The organism is Moorena sp. SIO4A5, assembly GCF_010672005.1.
In the GTDB taxonomy this organism is placed as follows: Bacteria; Cyanobacteriota; Cyanobacteriia; order Cyanobacteriales; family Coleofasciculaceae; genus Moorena.
Genome location: NZ_JAAHHZ010000007.1, coordinates 29188 through 51151, shown reverse-complemented (window position 1 = coordinate 51151; position 21964 = coordinate 29188). Strand labels below are relative to the sequence as shown.

Annotated in this window: 24 protein-coding genes; 9 read left to right on the top strand and 15 right to left on the bottom strand. The window is 44.9% G+C overall.

What is annotated here, in order from left to right:
* Positions 1–196: 196 nt before the first annotated feature.
* Positions 197–397, top strand: coding sequence for a hypothetical protein (locus tag F6K57_RS05490; RefSeq protein WP_293065542.1), 201 nt, complete (start codon positions 197–199; stop codon positions 395–397).
* On the opposite strand, the gene ftsH2 is transcribed toward F6K57_RS05490, so the two are convergent.
* Entirely contained in the window at positions 392–2278 is a 1887-nt protein-coding gene (gene ftsH2 / locus F6K57_RS05485; RefSeq protein ID WP_293021913.1) for an ATP-dependent zinc metalloprotease FtsH2, read from the bottom strand. The two genes, F6K57_RS05490 and ftsH2, sit on opposite strands and share 6 nt — an antisense overlap.
* A 397-nt stretch (positions 2279–2675) precedes the next feature.
* On the opposite strand from ftsH2, the gene F6K57_RS05480 reads away from it, so the two are divergent.
* On the top strand, positions 2676–2903 hold the full coding sequence (locus F6K57_RS05480; RefSeq protein WP_293021911.1) for a hypothetical protein: 228 nt from the start codon (positions 2676–2678) through the stop codon (positions 2901–2903).
* A gap of 2 nt (positions 2904–2905) precedes the next feature.
* Entirely contained in the window at positions 2906–3325 is a 420-nt protein-coding gene (locus tag F6K57_RS05475; protein ID WP_075899596.1) for a PIN domain-containing protein, read from the top strand.
* Positions 3326–3558: 233 nt separating this feature from the next.
* Here the strand turns inward: F6K57_RS05475 and petH are convergent, their stop codons facing one another.
* Positions 3559–4743, bottom strand: a complete 1185-nt coding sequence (gene petH / locus F6K57_RS05470; protein ID WP_293065538.1) for a ferredoxin--NADP reductase — start codon at positions 4741–4743, stop codon at positions 3559–3561.
* A 567-nt stretch (positions 4744–5310) separates the two neighbouring features.
* On the opposite strand from petH, the gene F6K57_RS05465 reads away from it, so the two are divergent.
* Together F6K57_RS05465 and F6K57_RS05460 are read left to right on the top strand one after the other, a co-directional pair.
* Positions 5311–6321, top strand: a complete 1011-nt coding sequence (locus tag F6K57_RS05465) for a phosphoribulokinase (protein ID WP_293021906.1) — start codon at positions 5311–5313, stop codon at positions 6319–6321.
* A gap of 96 nt (positions 6322–6417) precedes the next feature.
* Positions 6418–6774, top strand: coding sequence for a hypothetical protein (locus F6K57_RS05460; RefSeq protein ID WP_293038575.1), 357 nt, complete (start codon positions 6418–6420; stop codon positions 6772–6774).
* 142 nt (positions 6775–6916) lie between these two features.
* Here the strand turns inward: F6K57_RS05460 and F6K57_RS05455 are convergent, their stop codons facing one another.
* The 6 genes from F6K57_RS05455 to iscB all read right to left on the bottom strand — a co-directional run bounded on the left by F6K57_RS05455 (position 6917) and on the right by iscB (position 13532).
* Entirely contained in the window at positions 6917–7504 is a 588-nt protein-coding gene (locus F6K57_RS05455; protein ID WP_293038572.1) for a TIGR04376 family protein, read from the bottom strand.
* 305 nt (positions 7505–7809) lie between these two features.
* On the bottom strand, positions 7810–8979 hold the full coding sequence (locus F6K57_RS05450) for a hypothetical protein (protein WP_293065533.1): 1170 nt from the start codon (positions 8977–8979) through the stop codon (positions 7810–7812).
* Between the two features lie 77 nt (positions 8980–9056).
* Entirely contained in the window at positions 9057–10967 is a 1911-nt protein-coding gene (mnmG, locus tag F6K57_RS05445) for a tRNA uridine-5-carboxymethylaminomethyl(34) synthesis enzyme MnmG (protein ID WP_293065530.1), read from the bottom strand.
* A 177-nt stretch (positions 10968–11144) separates the two neighbouring features.
* Positions 11145–11435 (bottom strand): Asp-tRNA(Asn)/Glu-tRNA(Gln) amidotransferase subunit GatC, encoded by a 291-nt coding sequence (gene gatC, locus F6K57_RS05440; protein WP_293038553.1) that lies wholly within the window; start codon positions 11433–11435, stop codon positions 11145–11147.
* Between the two features lie 116 nt (positions 11436–11551).
* Positions 11552–12073, bottom strand: coding sequence for a photosystem I assembly protein Ycf3 (locus F6K57_RS05435; protein ID WP_293021894.1), 522 nt, complete (start codon positions 12071–12073; stop codon positions 11552–11554).
* Positions 12074–12248: 175 nt separating this feature from the next.
* A complete protein-coding gene (gene iscB / locus F6K57_RS05430) occupies positions 12249–13532 on the bottom strand; it encodes an RNA-guided endonuclease IscB (RefSeq protein WP_293065527.1) in 1284 nt (427 codons plus the stop codon).
* On the opposite strand from iscB, the gene F6K57_RS05425 reads away from it, so the two are divergent.
* The gene (locus tag F6K57_RS05425; RefSeq protein ID WP_293021515.1) at positions 13531–13704 is read left to right on the top strand and encodes a hypothetical protein; all 174 of its coding nucleotides are present in this window, start codon (positions 13531–13533) and stop codon (positions 13702–13704) included. The two genes, iscB and F6K57_RS05425, sit on opposite strands and share 2 nt — an antisense overlap.
* A 571-nt stretch (positions 13705–14275) precedes the next feature.
* On the opposite strand, the gene F6K57_RS05420 is transcribed toward F6K57_RS05425, so the two are convergent.
* From F6K57_RS05420 to map, 4 genes are all read right to left on the bottom strand, one after another.
* Entirely contained in the window at positions 14276–14965 is a 690-nt protein-coding gene (locus tag F6K57_RS05420) for a Uma2 family endonuclease (protein ID WP_293021892.1), read from the bottom strand.
* 951 nt (positions 14966–15916) lie between these two features.
* A complete protein-coding gene (locus tag F6K57_RS05415) occupies positions 15917–16066 on the bottom strand; it encodes a hypothetical protein (RefSeq protein WP_158069737.1) in 150 nt (49 codons plus the stop codon).
* 248 nt (positions 16067–16314) lie between these two features.
* Positions 16315–16443 (bottom strand): hypothetical protein, encoded by a 129-nt coding sequence (locus tag F6K57_RS05410; RefSeq protein ID WP_293065522.1) that lies wholly within the window; start codon positions 16441–16443, stop codon positions 16315–16317.
* A 271-nt stretch (positions 16444–16714) separates the two neighbouring features.
* Positions 16715–17548, bottom strand: coding sequence for a type I methionyl aminopeptidase (gene map / locus F6K57_RS05405; protein ID WP_293065518.1), 834 nt, complete (start codon positions 17546–17548; stop codon positions 16715–16717).
* A 252-nt stretch (positions 17549–17800) separates the two neighbouring features.
* Here map and F6K57_RS05400 point away from each other — a divergent pair, with 252 nt between their 5' ends.
* Entirely contained in the window at positions 17801–18253 is a 453-nt protein-coding gene (locus F6K57_RS05400) for a helix-turn-helix domain-containing protein (RefSeq protein ID WP_293021888.1), read from the top strand.
* A gap of 18 nt (positions 18254–18271) precedes the next feature.
* Here F6K57_RS05400 and F6K57_RS05395 read toward each other — a convergent pair whose 3' ends face one another.
* Positions 18272–18913 carry a hypothetical protein gene (locus tag F6K57_RS05395; RefSeq protein WP_293065515.1) on the bottom strand — a complete coding sequence of 214 codons (642 nt, stop codon included), beginning with the start codon at positions 18911–18913 and terminating at the stop codon, positions 18272–18274.
* 192 nt (positions 18914–19105) lie between these two features.
* On the opposite strand from F6K57_RS05395, the gene F6K57_RS05390 reads away from it, so the two are divergent.
* Together F6K57_RS05390 and F6K57_RS05385 are read left to right on the top strand one after the other, a co-directional pair.
* Positions 19106–20332 (top strand): sulfite exporter TauE/SafE family protein, encoded by a 1227-nt coding sequence (locus F6K57_RS05390; protein ID WP_293065512.1) that lies wholly within the window; start codon positions 19106–19108, stop codon positions 20330–20332.
* A gap of 151 nt (positions 20333–20483) precedes the next feature.
* On the top strand, positions 20484–20924 hold the full coding sequence (locus F6K57_RS05385) for a hypothetical protein (protein ID WP_293021883.1): 441 nt from the start codon (positions 20484–20486) through the stop codon (positions 20922–20924).
* A gap of 69 nt (positions 20925–20993) precedes the next feature.
* On the opposite strand, the gene F6K57_RS05380 is transcribed toward F6K57_RS05385, so the two are convergent.
* Both F6K57_RS05380 and F6K57_RS05375 read right to left on the bottom strand, forming a co-directional pair.
* On the bottom strand, positions 20994–21242 hold the full coding sequence (locus F6K57_RS05380; protein WP_293065509.1) for a YggT family protein: 249 nt from the start codon (positions 21240–21242) through the stop codon (positions 20994–20996).
* A 117-nt stretch (positions 21243–21359) separates the two neighbouring features.
* On the bottom strand, positions 21360–21695 hold the full coding sequence (locus F6K57_RS05375) for a hypothetical protein (protein WP_293065506.1): 336 nt from the start codon (positions 21693–21695) through the stop codon (positions 21360–21362).
* Positions 21696–21964: the final 269 nt, after the last annotated feature.

The following is a 21964-nucleotide window of genomic DNA, read 5'->3' as shown; positions in this document are numbered from 1 at the left end:
TTGCTCGCCTCACTGTGCGCCATCATAAAAGTGCGTAAACCAGATCCAATCTCACTACAAAACCCTTGGTTTTCGGGAAATTTATTGAATTGAGACAAGGTCATTGCACTAATTTCATAGTTAAAGTATAGCAAATTACTTGAGGCAATGGCCAAGCTTTGTGATACTTTTGCCTACTGTCCACTAACCTCAAACCTTGGCCTTTCGGCCACGCTACGCGAACAACATTAAACCTTGGCCTTTCGGCCACGCTACGCGAACAACCTTCAACATTCAACCTTGGCCTTTCGGCCACGCTACGCGAACAACCTTGGCCTTTCGGCCACGCTACGCGAACAACCTTGGCCTTTCGGCCACGCTACGCGAACAACCTTCAACCCTCAACAAGCCCTTATAACTGAGGTACATACTGTGGCTTCTCAGGCACATCCGTGTACTCAGCCACAATTTGACGGAACTCATCACCATCAATAGTTTCCTTCTCAATCAACAGATCCACCAATCGGTCAACCGCATCTCGATTCTGCCGAATGATATCTCGTGCTTCTTGATGGCAATGTTCTACAATTTGACGAACTTGCTGATCAATCCGAGCAGCAACCTCTTCAGAGTACTCTGCCCTAGACATTAATCCCGCACCGAGAAAGACTTCTCCCTCTTGGCTTTCCAAGGACAGAGAACCTAAGTCACTCATGCCGTAGCGAGTTACCATTTGCCGTGCGATCCCAGTCAACTGCTGCAAATCACCACCGGCACCAGTAGTGACTTCAGCATGACCGAATACTTCTTCTTCGGCAGCTCGACCCCCTAACGCTCCAGTAATCCGAGCCAAAAGCTGAGCTCTGGTAATTAAACCTTGTTCTTCACTAGGAGTAAACCAGGTTAGACCTTGAGCTTGTCCTCGGGGAATCAGGGTAACTTTCTGTACGGGGTCGTGATCCTTGACTAGGGTACCAATAATAGCGTGACCAATTTCATGATAAGCAATCAATCGCTTGTTCTTGCTATCTACCAGGGGAGTACCTTCCATCCCAGCCACTACCCGGTCAACCGCATCATTGATTTCCAGCATTGTAATCGCTTCTTTGCGACGGCGAGCAGTCAGGATAGCGGCTTCATTGAGGAGGTTGGATAAATCAGCACCAGTGAATCCAGGAGTCCGTCTTGCGATCACTTCGATGGAAATTTCTGAAGCCAGTTTTTTATCCCGAGCATGGACTTCCAAAATCTTAACCCGCCCTTTCAGGTCTGGGGGATCTACCATCACCTGGCGGTCAAAGCGTCCGGGACGTAACAGAGCTGTATCTAGCACATCCGCACGGTTAGTAGCCGCAATCACGATAATGCCGGTGTTTCCTTCAAACCCGTCCATTTCCGTCAGCAATTGGTTTAGGGTTTGCTCCCGTTCATCGTTACCACCACCAATTCCAGCTCCCCGTTGCCGTCCTACCGCATCAATTTCATCGATAAATATCAAGCAAGGGGCATTTTCCTTAGCTTTCTTGAACAAGTCACGAACCCTAGAGGCACCAACACCCACGAACATTTCCACGAATTCGGAACCAGAGATACTAAAGAAAGGCACTCCTGCTTCACCAGCGATCGCTTTTGCTAAGAGGGTTTTACCAGTTCCAGGAGGACCGACCAGCAGCACCCCTTTTGGTATTCGTGCTCCGACTGCGGTAAACCGTTCCGGTTGCTTGAGGAAGGTAACTACTTCTTCGAGTTCCTCTTTCGCTTCTTCGATACCGGCCACATCATCAAACAGGACCCCAGTTTTGGCTTCCATCATGAACCGCGCCCGGGATTTCCCGAAATTCATCGCTTGACCAGGACCACCATTCATGTTGCTGGAGCGACGGAATAGGAAAAATAATCCCGCAATCAAGAGAATTGGAAAAATTAAATTCCCCAGCAGTCCCCAAATTGCCCCATCATTGCGAGCGGGATGGGAAGTCAGAGCAATATTAGACTCTCTGAGCTTAGAAATCAGTTCCGGCGCACTAATGGGCAGATCTACTCGCAGCCGCTGTAAGCGGTTATCAAGATCCACATCCACAGCTTCTACAATCGCTGTGCGACCACTATCATAGAGGTCAACACTAGTGACTCTACCGGAATCAATATAGTCCAAGAAGCGGCCATAGGTCATGCGAGTACTGGCGGTATTACTACCCATATTCCCGGTAGTACTGGCAAATGTTCCCTGCCAAAAGAAAAAACCAATGACTAGGGCAGGTAATGTCCAGAGTAGGAGTATTCTCCAAGAAAATTTCATGTCTTATTCGCCTCTATTATTGGTAACGAATGCTGGTATCACCCTGTGAGGGAGGATCTGATTACAAAGCAAATCAAGATCAAATATCCATTCAATACCCTAAAACCGTTTGCTTATAGTATGTTTGTATTTTTGGTCAATACCCATGAGGGGTATTGCCACATAACTGGTGATAACACAAGTTATTGTAACGTTATTTTAACTAAATTTAACATAACTCTCATTCTGTGAGCAAGGGAGTGATAGCAAGGCTTGTAATGGTGTTTCCCAGGAGGGTGGGAGATGTGGGAGGTGTAGGGAGGATGGGGTAGATTTTTATGAAAAGCAGTTATCAGTTACAGTTGGAATAGGCTTGTTGATGTCATGATCTCAATAAGGTGTTTAGGGACAGATAACCATGACAGATTTGTTGGAGCAAGCCATCTCCCAGGTGAGACAGTTGCCAGAGTCGGAACAAAATAGCATTGCTGCGCTGATTCTCAAGGCATTGGAGCAGAAACAGGGGGATTTTTGGGCTGATTTTGATGAAATTATCGCAGAAAGCCAAGTTAGCACGGGAATTGCTGATTTATCTTATCAACATGACCATTATGCCCACGGTGGGGAGAAGCGAGGGGTGGAATAGTCGTGAGGACAGTTTTTGTGGATACGGCGGCGTGGATTGCTTTGGTGAATGTGGATGATGATTTTCACCGCATTGCTAAACAGGTAAGGGTGAGGTTGGAGCAAGATAATTATCGTTTGGTAACTAGTTATTTTGTGCTTTTGGAAGTGGCTGATGCTTTAACTTCTGTACGCTTTCGTCCCCAGACTATTAATTTGCTCAATCGCCTCAAGGGTTTGGCAGGTTTGCGAGTGATTGAGGTTAGTCAAGCTCTTTTTGATGCGGGTTGGCAGCTTTATTGTCAGCGTTTGGATAAGGATTGGGGATTAACTGATTGTATTAGTTTTGTGATTATGGAGCGGGAGGGGATAACGACGGCATTTACGTCAGACCAACATTTTGAACAGGCTGGTTTTATTCGTCTGTTAAAGCCCAGGGGTTAATTTGGTTCCTTCTTTAACTTGGCAGTATGGGATTGGGACTATTCAGGCTAAGGTGGTTCGGTTGCCCTTACTAGAATTTTGAGCGAAGAGTAAAAAAGCGATGCAGCCCTATAGAATAAGCTCAAAAAAACAGTAGCGCATCTGTTTCAATCAGCCCTATGGCCAAAATAAACAGACGCGCTAGTTTTATCTAAATCCTCCTTTTGGAGGATTTACTTTATACCAGCCGTAACCTAGTAGGTTTCAACGTGCCAGCGATGTGCTTTCTTCATTTGCTGTCGGTATGTAGTCCAATCTACATCCTCCTTAGCCGCTGCAGCGGTCAAAGCCTCATCAATACCACCTTCCATACCTTTTAATCCGCAGATGTAGGTATGGGTGTTGGGTTGCTGCATCAGCTTCCACAACTCGTCAGCATGTTCCGCCACCCTGTGCTGGATATACATCTTGCCCCCTTCAGCATTCTTCTGCTCACGGCTAATGGCATAGGTGAGGCGGAAGTTATCTGGGTTATTCTGCTGCATTGCTTCTAAATCATCTTTGTAAAGGATGTTAGGGGTAGTAGAAATACCAAAGATCAGCCAAGCCAAGCCCTTGAACTTGTAATCTTCGTGCTGCTCCTTAAACATCCGCCATAGGAAAGCGCGGAATGGTGCAATACCAGTTCCCGTTGCCATCATGATGATATTGGCATTGGGGTCTGATGGCAGCAACATCTCCTTACCCACCGGTCCAGTGATTTTGACATCATCCCCTGGATTCATAGTGCAAAGGAAAGTAGAGCAGACACCGTTTACGGTCTCCCCAGTTTCAGGATGTTTGTACTGCAGCTGTCTGACACACAGGGATACTGTCTTATCATCCAGGTCATCGCCGTGACGAGTAGAAGCAATGGAGTACAGACGAAGCTTGTGGGGTTTGCCTTTGTCATCAGTACCATCGGGAATAATCCCAATACTTTGACCTTCGAGATAGCGCAGCTCACTTCCAGAAAGGTCAAATTTGAGGTGACGGCAATTACCAATACCCCCTTCCCGGACTAGTTGTTCGTTTGATATACACTTACCAATGAAGGGGTTTTTGGGTCGATAGGTATTGACAGGGATACCATCTTTTGCCTTTTTGGCTTTTGCTTGAGTCATAGGCTTAGTTGTGTTTTCTGACTGGGTTGGTTGTGTTTGGGCCACTGACCCATTAGCAGCACTACTGGATAGAGGTTTAATGCTGACAATCTTCCCTCCCATGCGAGCAATCCGCTGCATTTCCTGCTTCATGCGGTTATAGGGCACCGTCAACAAAACGGTGCCACTCTGGCGAATCGGTCCATTTTGACGAAGACCGACTACCTCATAAAGGTAAGTGCGACTACCAAATTCTGTAACAGTGCTGGAATTAGTAGACTCGCTAGGACTAGACATTGCTTCTATTGCTCCAAACCAAACTGACTATGTATTGCTAACTATGTATTGCTAAGACTTGCCTTGGCACCACAAACGGACTCACGGTCGATGGGTGAGCGGCTAGCTAGTAATAACCCCGAATAATGCCTTATTAGCGTAACATTGTAAAGCTATGCCCAGTAATGTTTTGGTTTATCAGGGAGAGAATTAGTGTAGAGGCACTGCTAGGCACTACTCCCAAGCTACATGATGAGTAACTCAAAAACTGTAAATCCTGAGTCAATTTAATTTTTTCTTTAAAAAATGCCCAACAAACCTTAGCATAAGTACTAAGCGAGGTAATGCTACTGACAATCAGCCTTGTATAAGCAATCTGGTTTTGGTAGAATCCACTATGAGCAGCTAGTAGTAAATACTTAAGCAGAGCTTGGCTTTGGTCTTCCCTAGTGGTTAGTACTTAAGCGAGTGGATTTATGGTGGCATGTTATCAAGCACCACTATAAGCGTGTGTCAGATTGCTCCCAGGCTTGGGCTTTGGCTTACTGAAAACTGATTTGAGAATATGTTTTACGTTAGAGGGAAGATATGACCACAGATCTGGAGAGGGTGGTAGTTATAGGAGTTGCTGGAGACTCAGGATGCGGTAAATCAACGTTTCTGAAGCGTTTGACCGATCTATTTGGCAAGGAGTTCATGACGGTGATTTGTCTGGATGACTATCACAGTCTGGATCGCAAACAGCGCAAAGAAAAAAAAGTTACTGCCCTTAATCCTAAGGCCAATAACTTTGACTTGATGTATGAGCAAATCAAAACGCTCAAAGAAGGTGGGGTCATAGACAAACCTATCTACAACCATGAGACCGGTGAAATTGATCCACCAGAGCGGGTTGAGCCTAATAAAGTCATAGTCATTGAAGGTCTGCACCCTCTTTATGATGAGCGGGTGCGTGAGCTGGTTGACTTCGGCGTTTACCTAGACATTAGCGATGAAGTCAAAATCCAATGGAAAATCCAGCGGGATATGGCAGAACGGGGCCATCGTTATGAGGATATCCTAGCGTCCATTGAAGCTAGACGTCCAGACTTTGAAGCTTACATTGAAGTCCAGAAGCAATACGCTGATGTGGTCATTCAAATCTTTCCCACCCAGCTGCTTCAGGGAGAGGCAGCTAAGGAAAGCAATCTACTGCGGGTGCGCCTAGTTCAGAAGGAAGGGGTGGAAAACTTCGACCCAGTTTATCTGTTTGATGAAGGGTCAACCATCGACTGGAGACCTTGTGGTCGGAAGCTAACCTGTGCTTATCCTGGTCTGAAAATGTACTATGGGCCAGACAGCTACATGGGTAACGAAGTCTCTGTACTAGAGGTAGATGGTCAGTTTGATAACCTAAACGAGATGATTTACATCGAAAGTCACCTCAGCAATACCTCAACCAAGTACGATGGAGAGATGACCGAGTTATTGCTCAAGCACACCGATTATCCTGGCTCTAACAACGGTTCTGGGTTGTTCCAGGTTCTGGTTGGTCTGAAGATGCGGTCAACTTATGAAACCTTGATATCCGCTCCAGCCAAAGTAGCAGCCAAGGTGTAGTATGGTCTACAGGAGCTGATGGAAACAATGTTTGCGTGACTCCAATTCCATCAGCTTCCTCAGAGGGAACAAACCGAATCAGAGCATAAGATTGGCATGGTATCGGATAGAGTTATAAAGATTTGGATAGCTAGCGTTTTGGTGTTTTTTGTGATGGTGGAAATCTACCAGTGGGTTAGACACGTAACTCTACCACTACCAGTGTTTATCTTAGCAGGAGCCTTATTAGCGATCGCTTCTAACTATGGCAAGCATCCAGGCTGGATTTTTCGCCAGCCTTCTTTCCCATCTGATTCATCTAATCCCAATCCAAGCCAAGACAGCCAAGACCAAGACCTTACCAATACTGCTAACTTAAACCCTACAAAGCAGTCCTTATTTCCTACCTTGCCTATCCCACAAAAATCAATTTCTTTTATTATCAATCGTCCTTTTAAAAAAAAGGATGAGTGAAGAATTCATCTAAGCATTCAGCAGTTAGCTGTCAGCAGGGAACAGGGAGCAGGGAGCAGGGAGCAGGGAGTAGGGAACAGGAAACAAACATTCTCTTAATTGATTTAAGATTGCTGCTATAGCTGATAGCTGATAGCTTACATTAACCGTTCATATTCCGCTTCATTTGCTCCAACTCTTCATCCATTTCCCAGCTTTGAAACTGTTGCTCTAAAGGGTCTACACCAGAAGGAATATTGTATTGGTTACTGTTGGTAGTCTGATTCCAGGCAAATGTCTGGGAGTTCCCCTTCGGCTGAGCACTTGCGCGAGCTGCTGCTGTATCTCTAGCTTTAGCCTGCACTTCAGCGCGACGGTTTTTAATCTGTTCTTGGAGTTCCTTGGCTTTAGTAATGCGCTGTTTAACCCCTTCCATCTGGCCCCAAAGCTGATTGCCTTGACGTAACAGAGCTGCTTCTCGCTCTTGAGCTGCTTGAGCCCAATCAAATCTGTTGTGGGACTTAGCCTTTTTAATACGCTCATGCCAACGTTGAATGTCTTTGGCAACGGCGAGAATTTGGTCTTGCAACCGCTTTTCCTGTTGCTGTAAGTCAATAATTAGTCGCAGTGTGTCTTTTTCTTGCTCCCGTAACTGCTCCTCTAGTGCCTGTAGCTCTAGATGAGGATTGTTGCGGAGAAATTCTTCTAGACGACTTTCTAGAAATCGATTCAGGTCTTCAAATAGTCCCACTGCACTACTATCCTAGATCCTATTAGATCATATATCTTTCACTCTGTTATATCAACATATCTCAGGTTATCTGAAATAGCTACAGGAATGCTAACTATAGTGAGTTGATAATAGTTAATTTGAAACCGGCCATTGGGCTTTGTGCGATCGCACAAATCGGGTATGCGATCGCAAACATAATATAACCCACTACAAAATACCATTGGCAATTGGCAACCGAGCCATCCTGTTGTTAATTTTGGCAGAGGGTGAGGGCTGTTTTTTTTGGAGTAGATACAGGGATTTATCACCCGTATTTCATCTAACTAAAAATGTTGTCCAACGTAAATTGAACGAACTTCACCATTGCGTCGAATCACTGCTTCCTGATTATCTACAGACACTAGAGTCCAACCGCTATTACCAATGGCTTCCCCCAGCTTAATCCGTTGGGTAACACCATCAATTTTAAACAAAGCAGCAGATTGCTCTCCTAGCTCCAGTAATCCCACCAAGGTATGTTTGATGGCAGGTGATGATGCTGGAGGTGGTGGTGGGGCAGGGAGTCGGTCAAGAGTAGCGGTGGGCAGGGGGTCTGGGGTTGGTGGTGGCGGTAATTCTAGAGTAATTGGTGGCGGTGATTCTAGAACATTTGGTGGCGGTGGTTCTATAGCAGTTGCTGACGGAGGTTTCGGGATTGGTGATGGGGATGGTGTAAGTTCAGGGGTACTAGGAGGGGATGGTTTTACTGGCGCTGAGGATGCTATGGCAGGATCAGGGGTTGGAAGCTTTTCAATTGGAATATAATAAACTCGTTCTAAGACACGTTCTTTGACAGCAGTTGGTGGTGCAGTTGCTGCTGAGTTACGAGCTACCGGAGGATTGGCAAGGGTGGGGTCTGGTAATGATTGGGCGATCACAGTCTTTTTGATAGCTTGTGCTTTGCGGTCAATCACTTCTAGCGATCGCAACATATAGTTAATAAACTGGGCATCAGGTTCTGATACTTTGCCTTGTTGAACTGATACTAAAGCCACTAAGTTGTTCAACCATGACCAAGTTAGCTTTCCTTGGCTAGTCAGCCACATTATTGTGATTGCTGATAGGGACAGTAAGGCTAAAGCCCATAGGAGCTTGTCTAAAAACTGACCAGAGTTATCCGCGACAATACTAGAGTTAGTATCTGCCGTTGTCGTTTGCAACTCACTTGATGTGGTTTCGGCTAACTCCTGTGTTGAGGGGAGTGGCGATTCCAGAAAGGGAATAATTGCCGCTGATATGGGAATTTTCTGGATTGCTATCGGTTCCAAGGAGACATAGTCTGGCTCAGGGGGTTCTGTCGGCAACTCGCTGCCGTTCTCGATCATTTGGTACAGATCCCCAAATAAATCATCCATTAACCTATCGGCTTCAGCATCTACCGACCATGGCTGAATGGGAAGGGGAGGGTTCAACCGCTCTGTTGATTTTTCTTTGGTAATCACATCCTGAGACATCGATGGTATCTCTCGTTACTATGACTATGAATTATTTGAGAAGATTATCTAGGGTTCTCTAACAGATGCCCCTAAGATTATGGAGCCACAACAGGACTTAACTTTCGTTCCCGCACCTCTAGATATACCAGCAACGCATTGATATCTGCTGGATTGACCCCGCCAACTCTTGATGCCTGACCAATAGTCATAGGTTTGACCTGGCTAAGCTTTTCACGAGACTCTTTGGATAGAGTTTCAATAGCAGCATAATCCAAATCTGGTGGTAACTGCCGATTAGCTTGCCGAGAAACTTGGTCAATTTGGTTTTGCTGACGCTTAAGATAACCTTGATATTTTAGATCAATTTCTGCTCCTTCTCGTTCCGACTGATTCAGGTTAGGGTCACCCAGTCCATATTGGTCTAGATTGACATAGTGGAAACCAGGACGACGTAGTAACTCAGCTAAGGTAATCGAGCCTTTGATCTTTTGCTGGGTATCGGATGCGATCGCAATTCCGATTTGATCATGTGCCTTAATCCGCACCGACTGGAGTCGGGCTTTTTCTGTGGTAATATTCGCCTGTTTTTGTTGATAAAGCTGCCACCTACGGTCATCAATCAAACCCAGTTTCCGTCCTAAAGGAGTCATACGGCGGTCAGCGTTATCGGAACGCAATAGTAACCGATACTCCGAACGGCTAGTCAGCATTCGGTAAGGTTCCCGCAGGTCTTTGGTACACAAATCGTCAATTAATGTACCCATATAGCTTTCTTCCCTAGGAAACACCACCATTTCCTGATGGCGGACATAGCGCACTGCATTAATTCCCGCTACAATCCCCTGAGCTGCTGCTTCCTCGTAGCCAGTGGTACCATTAATTTGTCCAGCGCAGAACAATCCCTCAATTTTTTTAGTCATCAGTGTCGGATAACACTGAGTTGCTGGTAAATAATCATACTCAACCGCATAAGCAGGACGTAGCATAGCACAATTTTCTAATCCCGGAAGAGTTCGCAATAGCTGCAACTGCAACATCTCTGGTAATCCAGTAGAAAATCCCTGGATATAGAGTTCTGGAATATCTCGTCCTTCTGGTTCAATAAAAATCTGGTGGCTTTCCTTATCAGCAAAGCGCACAATTTTATCTTCAATACTAGGGCAGTACCGGGGTCCTTTAGCATCCACCCAGCCTCCATAGATGGGGGACAGATGAAGATTGTCCCGAATCAACCGATGAGTCTCAGAAGTCGTGCGGGTCAGATAGCAATACATCTGCTCTCGTTCCACCCACACATCTGGGTCAAAGCTAAACCAGCGCACCTTCTCATCCCCTGGTTGAGGTTCCAAGTTGCTGTAATCTACGGATCGCTTATCTACCCGTGCGGGAGTTCCCGTCTTGAGTCGTCCCGTTTCAAAGCCTAAGCGGTTAAGGGTTTCCGTCAAGCCAATTGCCGCAAATTCCCCAGCCCGTCCTGCTGACATCGACTTGTTTCCCACCCAGATCCGTCCACCCAGGAAAGTGCCTGTTGTCAAGATTACTGCCGATGCTCTCAAAGCTACACCGAAGTAAGTCTGGACACCTATCACCTCATCATTAGACCCCAGCACCAAATCCGTGACCATGGCTTCCCGGAGAGTCAAGTTTTCTTGATTTTCTACAATCTCCTTCATCACAGCCGCATATTCTCGCTTATCCGTCTGCGCTCGCAAAGCCCAAACCGCTGGTCCCCGTGAACAGTTAAGTACGCGCTTTTGCAGGTAGGTACGGTCAGCCATTTTGCCAATTTCTCCACCCAAAGCATCTACCTCATGGGTGAGTTGAGACTTGGCCGGTGCTCCCACTGCTGGGTTACAGGGTTGCCAAGCAATTTTGTCTAGGTTGAGGGTAAGTAGGATAGTACGACAGCCCAACCGTGCTGAAGCTAGGGCGGCTTCACAACCAGCGTGTCCCGCGCCAACTACAATCACATCAAAGGCATCTTGGAAATCTACTTGGGAATGCATGGGTCTAAGGAAGGATCAGAAATCAAAGGTGAGGAATTTCATACCATAAAATGGTTCATTTTTTATAGTTTAATTTAAAAATTAAGGGTTTGGTTTGATAGTTTACTGTCTACTAGCCTTCAATCGTCAACCCTCAACCGTCAACAACCAACTATTAGTTAACCCTTTCAACCCCAGTTACCCTTCAGTGAGAATTTTTGGCACTTTGAAGAAATCACCATCCTGCTCAGGAGCCTCCCTGAACATACAATCCCTGTCAGTATAGGGTTTGAGAGTATCCAGTCGAGTCACATTACTAATATCAATCGCCCGTGTAGTCGGCGGCACATCCTCAGTATCTAATTCACTAAGCTGTTGAAAATATTCGAAAATACTGCTCATCTGAGCTGCAAATTTCTCCTCTTCCTCTGCTTTCAGTTCTAAACGAGCAAGATTGGCAACTTTTTGGACTTGTTCGCGGTCAATCATAATTTAGTTATATTATATTCTTGGTTACTAATGAACTCCTCAACACTCAACAGTAAAGGCTTAGCCCAAATCAAAGACTATCAAGACTATCAAGTTTATTAACTAGAAGCTAGCCGCTAGAAGTAAACATCAATCGTAGAACGACCTGTAGTTTTCAGCCAGTTTTGGGCTTCAATGTAGTTATTAGGAGCAAGGCGAATAGCTCGTTTCCAATAATCAGCCGCTTTGTCATACAAAGCTTCTGCCCCCTCACTATCCCCAGCTTCCTTAGACTGTTCACCTTGGTAATGGTAAATTACGGCTACATTATTAAGGGCCTGAGGCATACGGGGGTTGATATCAAGGGCCTGATGATAGAGTTCTAAAGCACGCTCATGCTCACCATTACTCGCTTGAATCAGCCCCATGTTGTAGATAATAAAGCTGCGGTCGTTGGGGTCTTCCTCCAGTTCCAAGGCTTTTTTGTAATTATCCATAGCTTCAGCATATTCCCCATCCGCTTGAGCTGACATACCATCTCGGTAATAGACAAAAGCTTCCTTGGCTTGCTTATTAGTAGGCAGAATCTTTAAGAGGATGTCTGCCATCACCGTAAAGGTTTTATCGATAAAGTTATCGTTGCGTTGAGTGCGTGGCATAGTTGCGTGGGTCTATAGTCTTCACCTTGTAGATAATCCTATCTCGTGATGTGAGCATTTAGCTATGAACCTATCAGCAGTTAGCTCGACAATCCAGGAAAACTTAAGCATTGGGCTGACTGCTGCAAGTCATGACTTATCCTGAACACCCCTCAATCAGGAAAATCTAGGAGCATCATTTCCAGGCAGTTCCGGGTAGGCTCTGGCAGAACCTGTAGATATATCCATCTTTTCTGTGTACCGCTGATATGTCTTGAGGTCTACAGCTTTTATAACCCTTCTCTCCTAGAGGAGTAAATCCAAAACTTCCCTTACTTCTGGGGGTTACCTTACCTATACCCAACTTCTGATGTTTGGCAATGTCCCCAGTAATCCAGCCCTTAATAGGTTTAAGTGGATTGTGCCTGATCGGGTAGCCATACTTATTGAGTGCAGCTTTCTGCCTGCCTCCGGGTCCAATACAGGTGACTAGTAGAGGTTGAGAGGTTTTCAATACCAAAGCTTCAACGTCTCCAACACAAGCAGCATCAATCCAATGCTGTTTAGGCAATCCGAAATTAATTCGGTTGTATTTAGTCTGAGCACCCGTACCAGTAACCACAGGTTTTATTCCTTTAAGTACTTTCACGATCTTATTCCTAGTCGTATTTACCGCTGCTGCATCTGATAATGGTTGTTTGGCCTTAGTTTTTATTTTTTGTAGCAGACTTGGTTTCTTTCTCAGGAAGTCTTCTACAGGCTTGTTTCCTTTTCGTTGATTGCATTTATCGCAGGCTAAACAAAGATTACTTACTCTATTGCTTCCTCCTTTTGATTTTGGATGAATATGCTCAATCTGTAGGGGGGTATTTTGCTTGCCACAATAAGTGCATTGTCTTCCCCATTTTTCGAGTAAATACTCTCTGACTTCGTAGCCAGCTATTTCCCCTTGCTGGTATTCAGTACCATTGATTTCAGGGTTCTGCATCTTTTGGGTATCAAACTTGACTCTTTCGACCCAAATTTCGTTGACTGGACAGAATTTAATCAAGCGTTTAACCCAAGTCTCAGTAGTCAATATTCTGTGCTCCAAACTGGGAGGCAGCCATCCTTCTGGACGCTTACGGTTAAGGAATCTGGGCTTCCTGTACCTGGTGTTACGGTTACGCCTTCGGTGTCTTACAGCTCTTCTAGACTCTAATTTTTTCTTGATTAATCCTCCTCTGTGTTCTAGTTCCATTCCCCAGATGACTTGGTCGTTTTGAACTATGGCAAACCCAGTAGTTTTACTCCCCGGATCTATTTTAATTTGACAAGGTGAGATAGTTGGATTATTGATCGCAGTCTTAAGGATGATTGTAAATGGATACATTCTAAAAACCGCAGCTTTGCCAATATCAAGCAGTCGGCGAGCTTTCTTTGGGTGAATGGGGTTTAATGGTTGTTTGCTTGCGTCAATGACAAATACATAATTCTGCATGATTAGTGCATCTCAATTTGGTAAAGTGTTCCGGACTTCGTCCCGCTACGCGAACGACAATGTTGGAATGGCTTGTGTTTTGCTAATCACACTTTTTGCCTTCACCTTAATGATTAGCGACAGAGCCAAGAGCTGGAGGTTACTCTTGGGTGTCATGACCAAACCAACGTAGAAAATTAATTCTCAGTCTGCATCCTAGTTGGCGATTTCCGGGAATTGCCGGGAATTGCCTAGGCTTTGACTAGGAGGTGATATAGCTTGTAGTGCTATAGCTCAAGTAATGCCTGTGTTACCTAGAGCGTCAACTGACTTACTGTTCTATAACTTGATTATTCTTTAGCATATCTGGTTATATATGTCAATAAAATTAACGAAGTGTAAAAATCTCAGTAAAATCACTTAGAATAAAAGCATGGTAGATGAACCCTGATAATTACCCCCGGAGCTGAAGTTTCCGGGGTTTTCTGTATTGCCTATAGTTCCCACACTAATCCGATCCGAGCTAGATCAGGGTTTTGTAGATTCCTCTGGATCAATTAGTGAGTCACTTTTCCGGATATGCGTGAAATCACCGAGAAAAGAGAAATGGTAGATGCACCCTGATAGTTACTCCCCGAAGCTCACGGTTCGGGGGTTTTATTTAGTACCGATATTCTGCATTTCTTATTTTAAGTATAAATACTCGGGATTGGCCAATGAGGTACAGTCTTCTTTGACGCTCATTCCCTCAATCGATTCTCTGCCTAACCCACTGTCTTGATGCAGTCGCTCATGGGGGGAACCCCCAAGACCGCGCTGCATCGCTTCCGAAAAGCCCTTAAAGCAGCACTTGAACCTTGAGTCAAACTCATTTGGACAAACTGCTCAACCCCTTCAATAATGGGAAAATTAGGAAAAGTACGACTCAAAGAAGACTCAACATAGCTACCCCCCTTACCTGCTTGGAGTACATTGATTTTTAAACTTCCCTTAGAAAACTGCCATAACTCAGGCACTCCCAAAGCTTCATAAGCACTCAGTTGTGTTTTGGAAGTAACATCAACCTCAATGGCTATATCGGGAGGTGGATCACTACTTAAATCTAATCTTCTTTTGCCAATCATTAAACGATAATTTTGAATATAAAAACAATTATCCGGCTCGATTCCTGCTGCCATATCCTTCCGCTTGAAAGTAGTTGAGCCGTAACATTCGCGATTGAATTCCAATTCTTCTAGTAAAATTTTCACCATATCACCAATAATTTCTTTATCAAACTCATGTTCTGGCAATGGCATTCTAATTTCTAATTGATTTTGATAGTAAGCTACTCTATTAGCTCTTTTTTCACCGAGTTCTTCCAAAATCTCCTCGAACTTTGACCAGCTTACATCAGTCAAAAGAATCCGCTGTCCTGGAGGAACACTTAACTGCCTGAGCTGTAATGTTACCATTGAGCATTACCTTCCGATTAACCTGCTTCTGTCTTGGTGCGCGTTTGGTGTGGGCGTTGGAACCTCGCGCCTTGTCGCACCGCTATTTTATGGCAATCGCCCCTTGGAAGCTGTGAGAGTGCGATTGACCGTAGGTCACGCTACGCGAACGCCAATCAATTAACCCACCCTACGTGCTTCAAGCTGTAATATACAATAACACATCAAGGAGTAGTCCTATGGGTCAATTGATAATTGATAATTAATACAGCTTTCGAGGAACGGTCTTGCCGCCAGTCGTCAATCATCCCCTGCTAAACCTTCCGGATACTGAAGAAGTAACTCAGAAGAAAGAAATGGTAGATGCACCCTAATAATTACCCCCGAAGCTCACGGTTCGGGGGTTTTCTTTGTAGGTGCGCTTTCCGCATCTAATTATTAAATTCGCCACGGGTCGCACCTGTAGATGCTGCCATAAACCATAACTTGGCCGTCAGCTAAAAGTAAAGTTTTATCTAGGTTTTATCTAGGTTTAGTGATCATATAGAATTTTAAGCCATACCTTAGCTTCCGGATCTTGGTAACATCAATCAGAAGAAAGAAATGGTAGATGCACCCTAATAATTACCCCTGAAGCTCACGGTTCGGGGGATTTTTTTTGGTAGATGTTGCCATCAGCGCCTTAGCTGGCTGTTGGCTTTGAGCAAATTTATCCCGTGGGTTTTGTTATTGATTGACTAGTAAATTTACTAGTAATCCTTCCGGATATCAATCCCATCAATCAGAAGAAATAAATGGTAGATGCACCCTGATAATTACCCCTGAAGCTCACGGTTCGGGGGATTTTTTTTGGTAGATGTTGCCATCAGCGCCTTAGCTGGCTGTTGGCTTTGAGCAAATTTATCCCGTGGGTTTTGTTATTGATTGACTAGTAAATTTACTAGTAATCCTTCCGGATATCAATCCCATCAATCAGAAGAAATAAATGGTAGATGCACCCTGATAATTACCCCTAGGCTCAACGGTTTGGGGGTTTTCTTTTGAAACAGCTGTCGAATCCCTATCAAAGCTAATAGTTACCAGAGATATTCCGGCAATTTTTTCGACTATTTTATTGGTCATAGTTCCGGAGAATAGTGAAGTAACTAAGAAGAAAGAAATTAGATGCCACATGATCAACACCCCTGAGATCTGATCGGGAGTTTTTTAGCAGTAGATCAATTGCGATCTATGTCACTAGTTACTAGAAGCACCGTCTAAGAGTGTTTTTTACCCATTTACTTTTCTGAGTGGGGTTCCGATGTGGATGCTCTCACCGCGTAGAGGAAACTCCCTTATTATAAGGCTACATTGATGGGATTGACCGTAGGTCACGCTACGCGATGAAGCGTTCGCGTAGCGTGGCCAAAGGCCTCAGCTTCCGCTAAAAGCGATTGACCGTAGGTCACGCTACGCGAACGATGATTACTCAGAAAAGAGTGAGTGCGAAGTATATTCACAAGTTAATCGTTTTTAATCCCAGCTCTGACGAGACTGGGTTTTAAAACTTCGCGCTTACTTGTGATCAATCCTGCTAGCTGTCAACTGCCAAAAATTTGGTAGTTTCTATAAATAGCCCCAACCCAATATATCATAACCTTATCTGGTAAGCAATAGCTATGGCTTGGGAGAAAATGGTACACCTAGATATTTCCCCTGGAGTAGGAGACGCTCCTCTATTTAATTGACCAAATACCCACTGATAAGTTCCATCTACCAGCAAGTCCTTAACTAGTTCATAACCTTGGCACGGTCAGTCAAAATTTCGTAGCCATCAGTTGTTACCAAAACCGTATGTTCAAACTGAGCGGATAGAGAATTATCGACCGTAACGACTGTCCAACGGTCAGATAGGGTGCGTGTGAACTTAGTACCAGCATTCAAAATTGGCTCAATCGCCAGAGTCATCCCAGCACGGAGCTTGACATTCGGCAATTCGCGGGTGCGGAAGTTGAACACTGAGGGGTCTTCGTGTAGATTTCGCCCCACACCGTGACCCGTATAATCCTCCACTATACTATAGCCATAAGTTTGGGCATGGTCTTCAATCGCACCAGCAATGTCTAGCAAGTACTTCCCTGCTTTCACCTGTTCGATGCCCTTGTAGAGAGATTCATTTGCCACCCGAATTAATTGACTCGCTTCTGGTTTGACCTCTTCAATCGGAATAGTAATGCATGAGTCTCCGTGAAATCCCTGATAGAAGGCACCTGTATCCACTTTCAACACATCACCACTGCAAATTACTTTCTTAGGACTAGGAATACCATGAACTACTTCGTGATTCAGGCAGGTGCAGATCGACCCAGGAAAGCCGTAGTAGCCTTTGAAACTTGGGGTTGCTCCCATCTGACGGATCCGCTTTTCGGCATAGGCATCTAAATCCGCTGTGCTCATTCCTGGCTCAACCATCTCAGAAATTTCTTTGAGTACTGTTGCCACAATAGTTGCCGCCTGCCGCATGATCTCAATTTCACGCTCAGATTTGATTTCAATCCGTCGGCGTTTTTTCTTGGCACGGGAGGGATTAGTGGCACCGGAAAGCAGGTTACTTAGAATGTTCATTTGATAATTATTAGTTAATTAAGAATTATTAAAGAATTATTATATCTTTCGATTTTCTTTCTATTTTCGGTTCCTAGCTCTATTGAGTAAAAATTCTTAGCAGGATGGTCTCCAACACTTCAGTAAGAAGAGGATAAATCCTTTATTTCAATAAAGAGCTATTCCAGTTAACCACAACTTGACATTAATGGTCGATTTTATTTATACTACAGATATCGGAATAGTTAATAAAACAAGGTTTAAAGTTAACTGATGAATAAGTGCGTTTGTACTACTGAAGCAGCATCTCTTTTAGGAATATCTTCGAGACGGTTGAGACAACTCCTCCAAGACGGTCGCGTCCGGGGTGCCTATAAAAGCGGTAAATTCTGGATTATTCCTCTGTTCAACCATTTACCGCAAATTATCAAGGCCAGCCGTGGACCGATTGGCACATGGAGTAAAAGTCGTCCTCCGGCTCTAGCTAAGATCAATGTCAATCGCAATCGCATTGGCACCAACAAAACTAAACCTCCCGAAGAGCGTCAGCCAGTGATTTCGGTAAAACGAAGCGGCAACAATCTATACGGCAATCAGGTAGAAATTCTTGGCCCGTGTCGGATTGTGTATCAACCGGATAACCCTCTTGATTGTGGTGCTCGTCTGTGGATTGAAACCTTTAGTGATATTCACTTTATCGGTGGGAGTTTTCCGGCCACTGCCTAGTAGAGGGTGGGGTTATATTTACCTTTTTCCTGTTGCCTTTTTCCATAACAATACACTCGCAATACCTAGGATGACTAAGGCAAAAATCCCTACGGGCAACCACCACTGTAATAGTTGAGGCTCTGATGGTGCCGTATCCTCTTCTGAGAAGGATTCTGACTGCTGGTTAAATCCAGGTTCAGTGGCAGGACTTGGCACAGTTGCAGTTTTTTTCCCAGGAGTGACTGTAACGTCGTACTTGATCTCAAATGGCTTAAAACTAGCTCCTGATTTAGGAGTACCGCTTAAAACTAACTCATAGACTCCCGCTTTAGGAAAGACTAGATCAGCTCCAGGAATACCTTGATATTGTTCGGCTGATATAGCTTTCAGCTGTGGCTCAAGGATGGGGGAACTCCCTAACTCTGATGAGGATTTAGAGTAAACGGCTAGTTGACAGTCACATTGGTCTAGGGGAATGAGTTGGCCCCCTTGGCGAGTAAGGGCAAACCACGCTAGAGCAGGTTCTCTAGCGCGAGGATTGTGATTGGGTTCAATGTGGAAGGTAGCACCGACATCAGCAGAGGTTTTAATGTTGTGAGAAATTATCGGAAAATACTGCTGAGTTGTGAGTGCTGAGTTTTCAGTAGAGGAAATGTTTGATGGCAGTTGAATGGTCATGGGGGTTAACTCTTAATGCTAAAATTTCTTCAAAGATGCTCTTACCTCCTAACCATAAAATGCCGGAGATACAGAGGATATAGAAGATCACACATGAATCTTTTCATGACAACTTGCTATAAGTTCACAATAAGCATGAATGGCTGATGATAATATTTACCATAGTCTATAGGTAAGGAACATAAGCACGGAATGGTTTTAGATTTGCTGCTGGTCATGACCCTAGGGTTTCTGGGGAGTTTTGGTCACTGTGTGGCGATGTGTGGACCTCTGGCAGTGGCGTTTTCCCTATCTCAGCAGCAGGAAAAGTCTCCAAAGTGGCTGCATCAGCTGGGTTTTCATAGTCTACTGAACCTAGGACGAACAATTAGTTATGCTCTCGTCGGAGCTGGACTTGGGGGTATGGGTTCAGTCTTGATTGCCAGTGGTCAGTTGGCTGGGATTGGCAGTGGATTGCGCCAAGCCATGGCAATTCTGACTGGTTTAATGCTTATTTGGTTTGGCTGTGTGCAGCTTAAACCCGATTGGATTCCCCGTCTGCCCCTATTACACCCCCTATCTAAAGGGATTGGGCATCAACGGCTGACGGTCGCGATGACTAAATTGTCTGGGGAATCTCAGTGGTGGACACCAGCCCTTTTAGGAGGAGTCTGGGGTTTGATGCCTTGTGGATTCCTGTATGCTGCTCAGATTAAAGCAGCGGAAATGGGTAATCTCTGGTGGGGAGCAGCAACAATGCTGGCCTTTGGACTGGGAACGATGCCCATGATGCTAGGAGTGGGTGTATCTGCATCTAGACTCAGTGTTAGCAAGCGCAGCCAACTGTTTCGCCTAGGAGGCTGGGTTACCCTCACCATTGGTATTTTAACGCTTCTGCGTACCGATGCTATGGTGGATTACACCGGTCATGGGGCGCTGCTGTTACTGATGTTATCTTTGATTGCTCGTCCGATTAGTCGTTTGTGGGCTGGGCTGTTACGCTATCGTCGGGCTTTAGGAGTAGGGGCATTTGTGTTGGCGATCGCTCATACATTTTTTAGGCTAGACCATGCCTTGAACTGGAAGTTAGATGCTATGGGGTATATGCTACCGCAGCATAAGTGGGGTCTGTTAGCAGGAATTTTAGCGCTCGTGTTGATTACCCCAGCCGCCCTCACGAGTTTTGACCGCTTACAGAAGGGTTTGGGCAAGCTTTGGCGACGGATTCATTTATTGAGTATCCCTGCTTTAGTCCTAGCTGCAATTCATACCGTGATGATTGGTTCGAGCTACCTTGGACAGTTAGCTTGGACTGGAAACCACCAACTCAGAGCTGTGAGTTTGGGAATAATTACCTTAGGAGTTTTGCTAGTGCGATCGCGTATTGTTTGGTCAGGGTTATCCCTAGAAAAGTTCTACCTTCCCCCCAAATCTTGGTAATGGTCACTGATTCTAAACTGAGCTTTGGACCCATCCACTTCAGTATTAGCTATTCAGTATTACCTATAGTTAGCAATATTTTCTCTGCTTCAAGCTAAACCTATCCAATTTAGATGTAAAGTAGCTATAAGGTTATTTTTTGGTTGGCTTTATGGGATTTCGAAATTGGTTAACGGCTACAGCAGTAGCTTGTCTGATTTGGGTGATCAGCTCGGCATTTGCGCCCCCTGCTTTTGCTAAGATCCCCATTAAACTCTTAGACTTGCATTCCCAGGAGTGTCCCTCAGAAATCGGGCAAGGCACGGTGACCGTTGGTGGGGGTTCGGCGAGGCAGGCTAGTTGCTATCTGATCAAGGGTAAAGCCAAGAATACCAAGAAAATAAACGTATTTGATGCTGATGTTTTTGGTCGTATCTACGATGCCAATGGCAATAATACCTTCCAAAACCGGGGTCGCGTGGGATCAATTGATGAAGTGCCACCAGGCATCAGTGATTTTGAAATCCGGGTTACAGTTCCTGCTAATGTAAAAACGCCTCTCAAGCTTAAGAAGTTTAAGGCATCCGGTTTTAAGCACAAAATCGGTCGGTGATTAGCTTAAAGGGGGATTAAGCCCACGCTGACGCTTCCCTTTCAGACGTGGGGCTTCTCCCCGTTTAAGCTAAAACAGCCCAGCTACAATTTGTAGAAGGAAAATCGCCAGTATGGGGGAAAAATCTATACCTCCAAGGGGTGGAATGAAGGAACGGAAAATATTCAGGTAAGGGTCAGTAATTGGACTTAAGACAGAAGCGACCTGATTCGCCCAATCCATTGTTTGAAACCAAGTTAACAGAATTCGGACAATTAATAGAACTAGATAGATTTGGATAAAGCTCTGGAGAGTGCTAGTCAACAGTTCTGTAGCCATAGATTTATAAGCTTTCTTACTAAGTTTTTATCTTAATGTTAAGTTTAACGAATTTGAGCACCCTGTGCCTGAATACCAAGTCAGTAAAGCTAAAACATACCTACAACATAATTTTTTTCACGGCTCAAGCACCCGTTCCTGTGTATTTGCCTCAGCTGTACCTTTCACTGTGCTGACTTGTTGACGTACATCGTCAATTGCTGAATTGAGCTGGGCAATTTTGTCTTCCAAACTCTGACGTGCCGCTTCAATACTTGCTTCTGCCTTTAGTTCGCGCCTTCTCGCCCTAATTGCCTTAGGGTCTGAGCGCTCAGAATTTAACATAGACCGATCTTCCTCATCGTTTTGATTACTTTTCCCAGCAGTAACCAAAGCGCCGATTAATCCACCTATCAATCCCCCGACTACTGCTCCAGTCAGGAATCCACTTGCAAAACCATCTTGCTGACTCATGTTGCTCTGTTGCTCTTGATTTTCAAAATGCAGCTTTTATCCAGATTAACCCATCAAGTTTGAGAGGATCTTGCTGATTAGACAAGGGGTTTGCTACCAGCCCATAATTAATTGTATCGTATCGCAAGGCTTTTAGACAAAGCTTTGAAAGCCCGGTCTGGTGAGGGAGCGGAGAGTGTGAAGTTTGGCACCGTGATCAGCCAGTCTAGGTAGAGGTGTTGCCTGGAACACCTCTACTATCAGTTAGTTGGATTTGCTGTCTAAGTTGC

Excerpts from the sequence above, each read along its gene's own strand:
- ftsH2 (WP_293021913.1), bottom strand. The coding sequence starts at position 2,278 with ATGAAATTTTCTTGGAGAATACTCCTACTCTGGACATTACCTGCCCTA.
- F6K57_RS05480 (WP_293021911.1), top strand. The coding sequence starts at position 2,676 with ATGACAGATTTGTTGGAGCAAGCCATCTCCCAGGTGAGACAGTTGCCA.
- petH (WP_293065538.1), bottom strand. The coding sequence starts at position 4,743 with ATGTCTAGTCCTAGCGAGTCTACTAATTCCAGCACTGTTACAGAATTT.
- F6K57_RS05465 (WP_293021906.1), top strand. The coding sequence starts at position 5,311 with ATGACCACAGATCTGGAGAGGGTGGTAGTTATAGGAGTTGCTGGAGAC.
- F6K57_RS05460 (WP_293038575.1), top strand. The coding sequence starts at position 6,418 with ATGGTATCGGATAGAGTTATAAAGATTTGGATAGCTAGCGTTTTGGTG.
- F6K57_RS05450 (WP_293065533.1), bottom strand. The coding sequence starts at position 8,979 with ATGTCTCAGGATGTGATTACCAAAGAAAAATCAACAGAGCGGTTGAAC.
- mnmG (WP_293065530.1), bottom strand. The coding sequence starts at position 10,967 with ATGCATTCCCAAGTAGATTTCCAAGATGCCTTTGATGTGATTGTAGTT.
- gatC (WP_293038553.1), bottom strand. The coding sequence starts at position 11,435 with ATGATTGACCGCGAACAAGTCCAAAAAGTTGCCAATCTTGCTCGTTTA.
- F6K57_RS05435 (WP_293021894.1), bottom strand. The coding sequence starts at position 12,073 with ATGCCACGCACTCAACGCAACGATAACTTTATCGATAAAACCTTTACG.
- F6K57_RS05425 (WP_293021515.1), top strand. The coding sequence starts at position 13,531 with ATGATTAGTGCATCTCAATTTGGTAAAGTGTTCCGGACTTCGTCCCGC.
- iscB (WP_293065527.1), bottom strand. The coding sequence starts at position 13,532 with ATGCAGAATTATGTATTTGTCATTGACGCAAGCAAACAACCATTAAAC.
- F6K57_RS05420 (WP_293021892.1), bottom strand. The coding sequence starts at position 14,965 with ATGGTAACATTACAGCTCAGGCAGTTAAGTGTTCCTCCAGGACAGCGG.
- F6K57_RS05415 (WP_158069737.1), bottom strand. The coding sequence starts at position 16,066 with ATGACCAATAAAATAGTCGAAAAAATTGCCGGAATATCTCTGGTAACT.
- map (WP_293065518.1), bottom strand. The coding sequence starts at position 17,548 with ATGAACATTCTAAGTAACCTGCTTTCCGGTGCCACTAATCCCTCCCGT.
- F6K57_RS05400 (WP_293021888.1), top strand. The coding sequence starts at position 17,801 with ATGAATAAGTGCGTTTGTACTACTGAAGCAGCATCTCTTTTAGGAATA.
- F6K57_RS05395 (WP_293065515.1), bottom strand. The coding sequence starts at position 18,913 with ATGACCATTCAACTGCCATCAAACATTTCCTCTACTGAAAACTCAGCA.
- F6K57_RS05390 (WP_293065512.1), top strand. The coding sequence starts at position 19,106 with ATGGTTTTAGATTTGCTGCTGGTCATGACCCTAGGGTTTCTGGGGAGT.
- F6K57_RS05385 (WP_293021883.1), top strand. The coding sequence starts at position 20,484 with ATGGGATTTCGAAATTGGTTAACGGCTACAGCAGTAGCTTGTCTGATT.
- F6K57_RS05380 (WP_293065509.1), bottom strand. The coding sequence starts at position 21,242 with ATGGCTACAGAACTGTTGACTAGCACTCTCCAGAGCTTTATCCAAATC.
- F6K57_RS05375 (WP_293065506.1), bottom strand. The coding sequence starts at position 21,695 with ATGAGTCAGCAAGATGGTTTTGCAAGTGGATTCCTGACTGGAGCAGTA.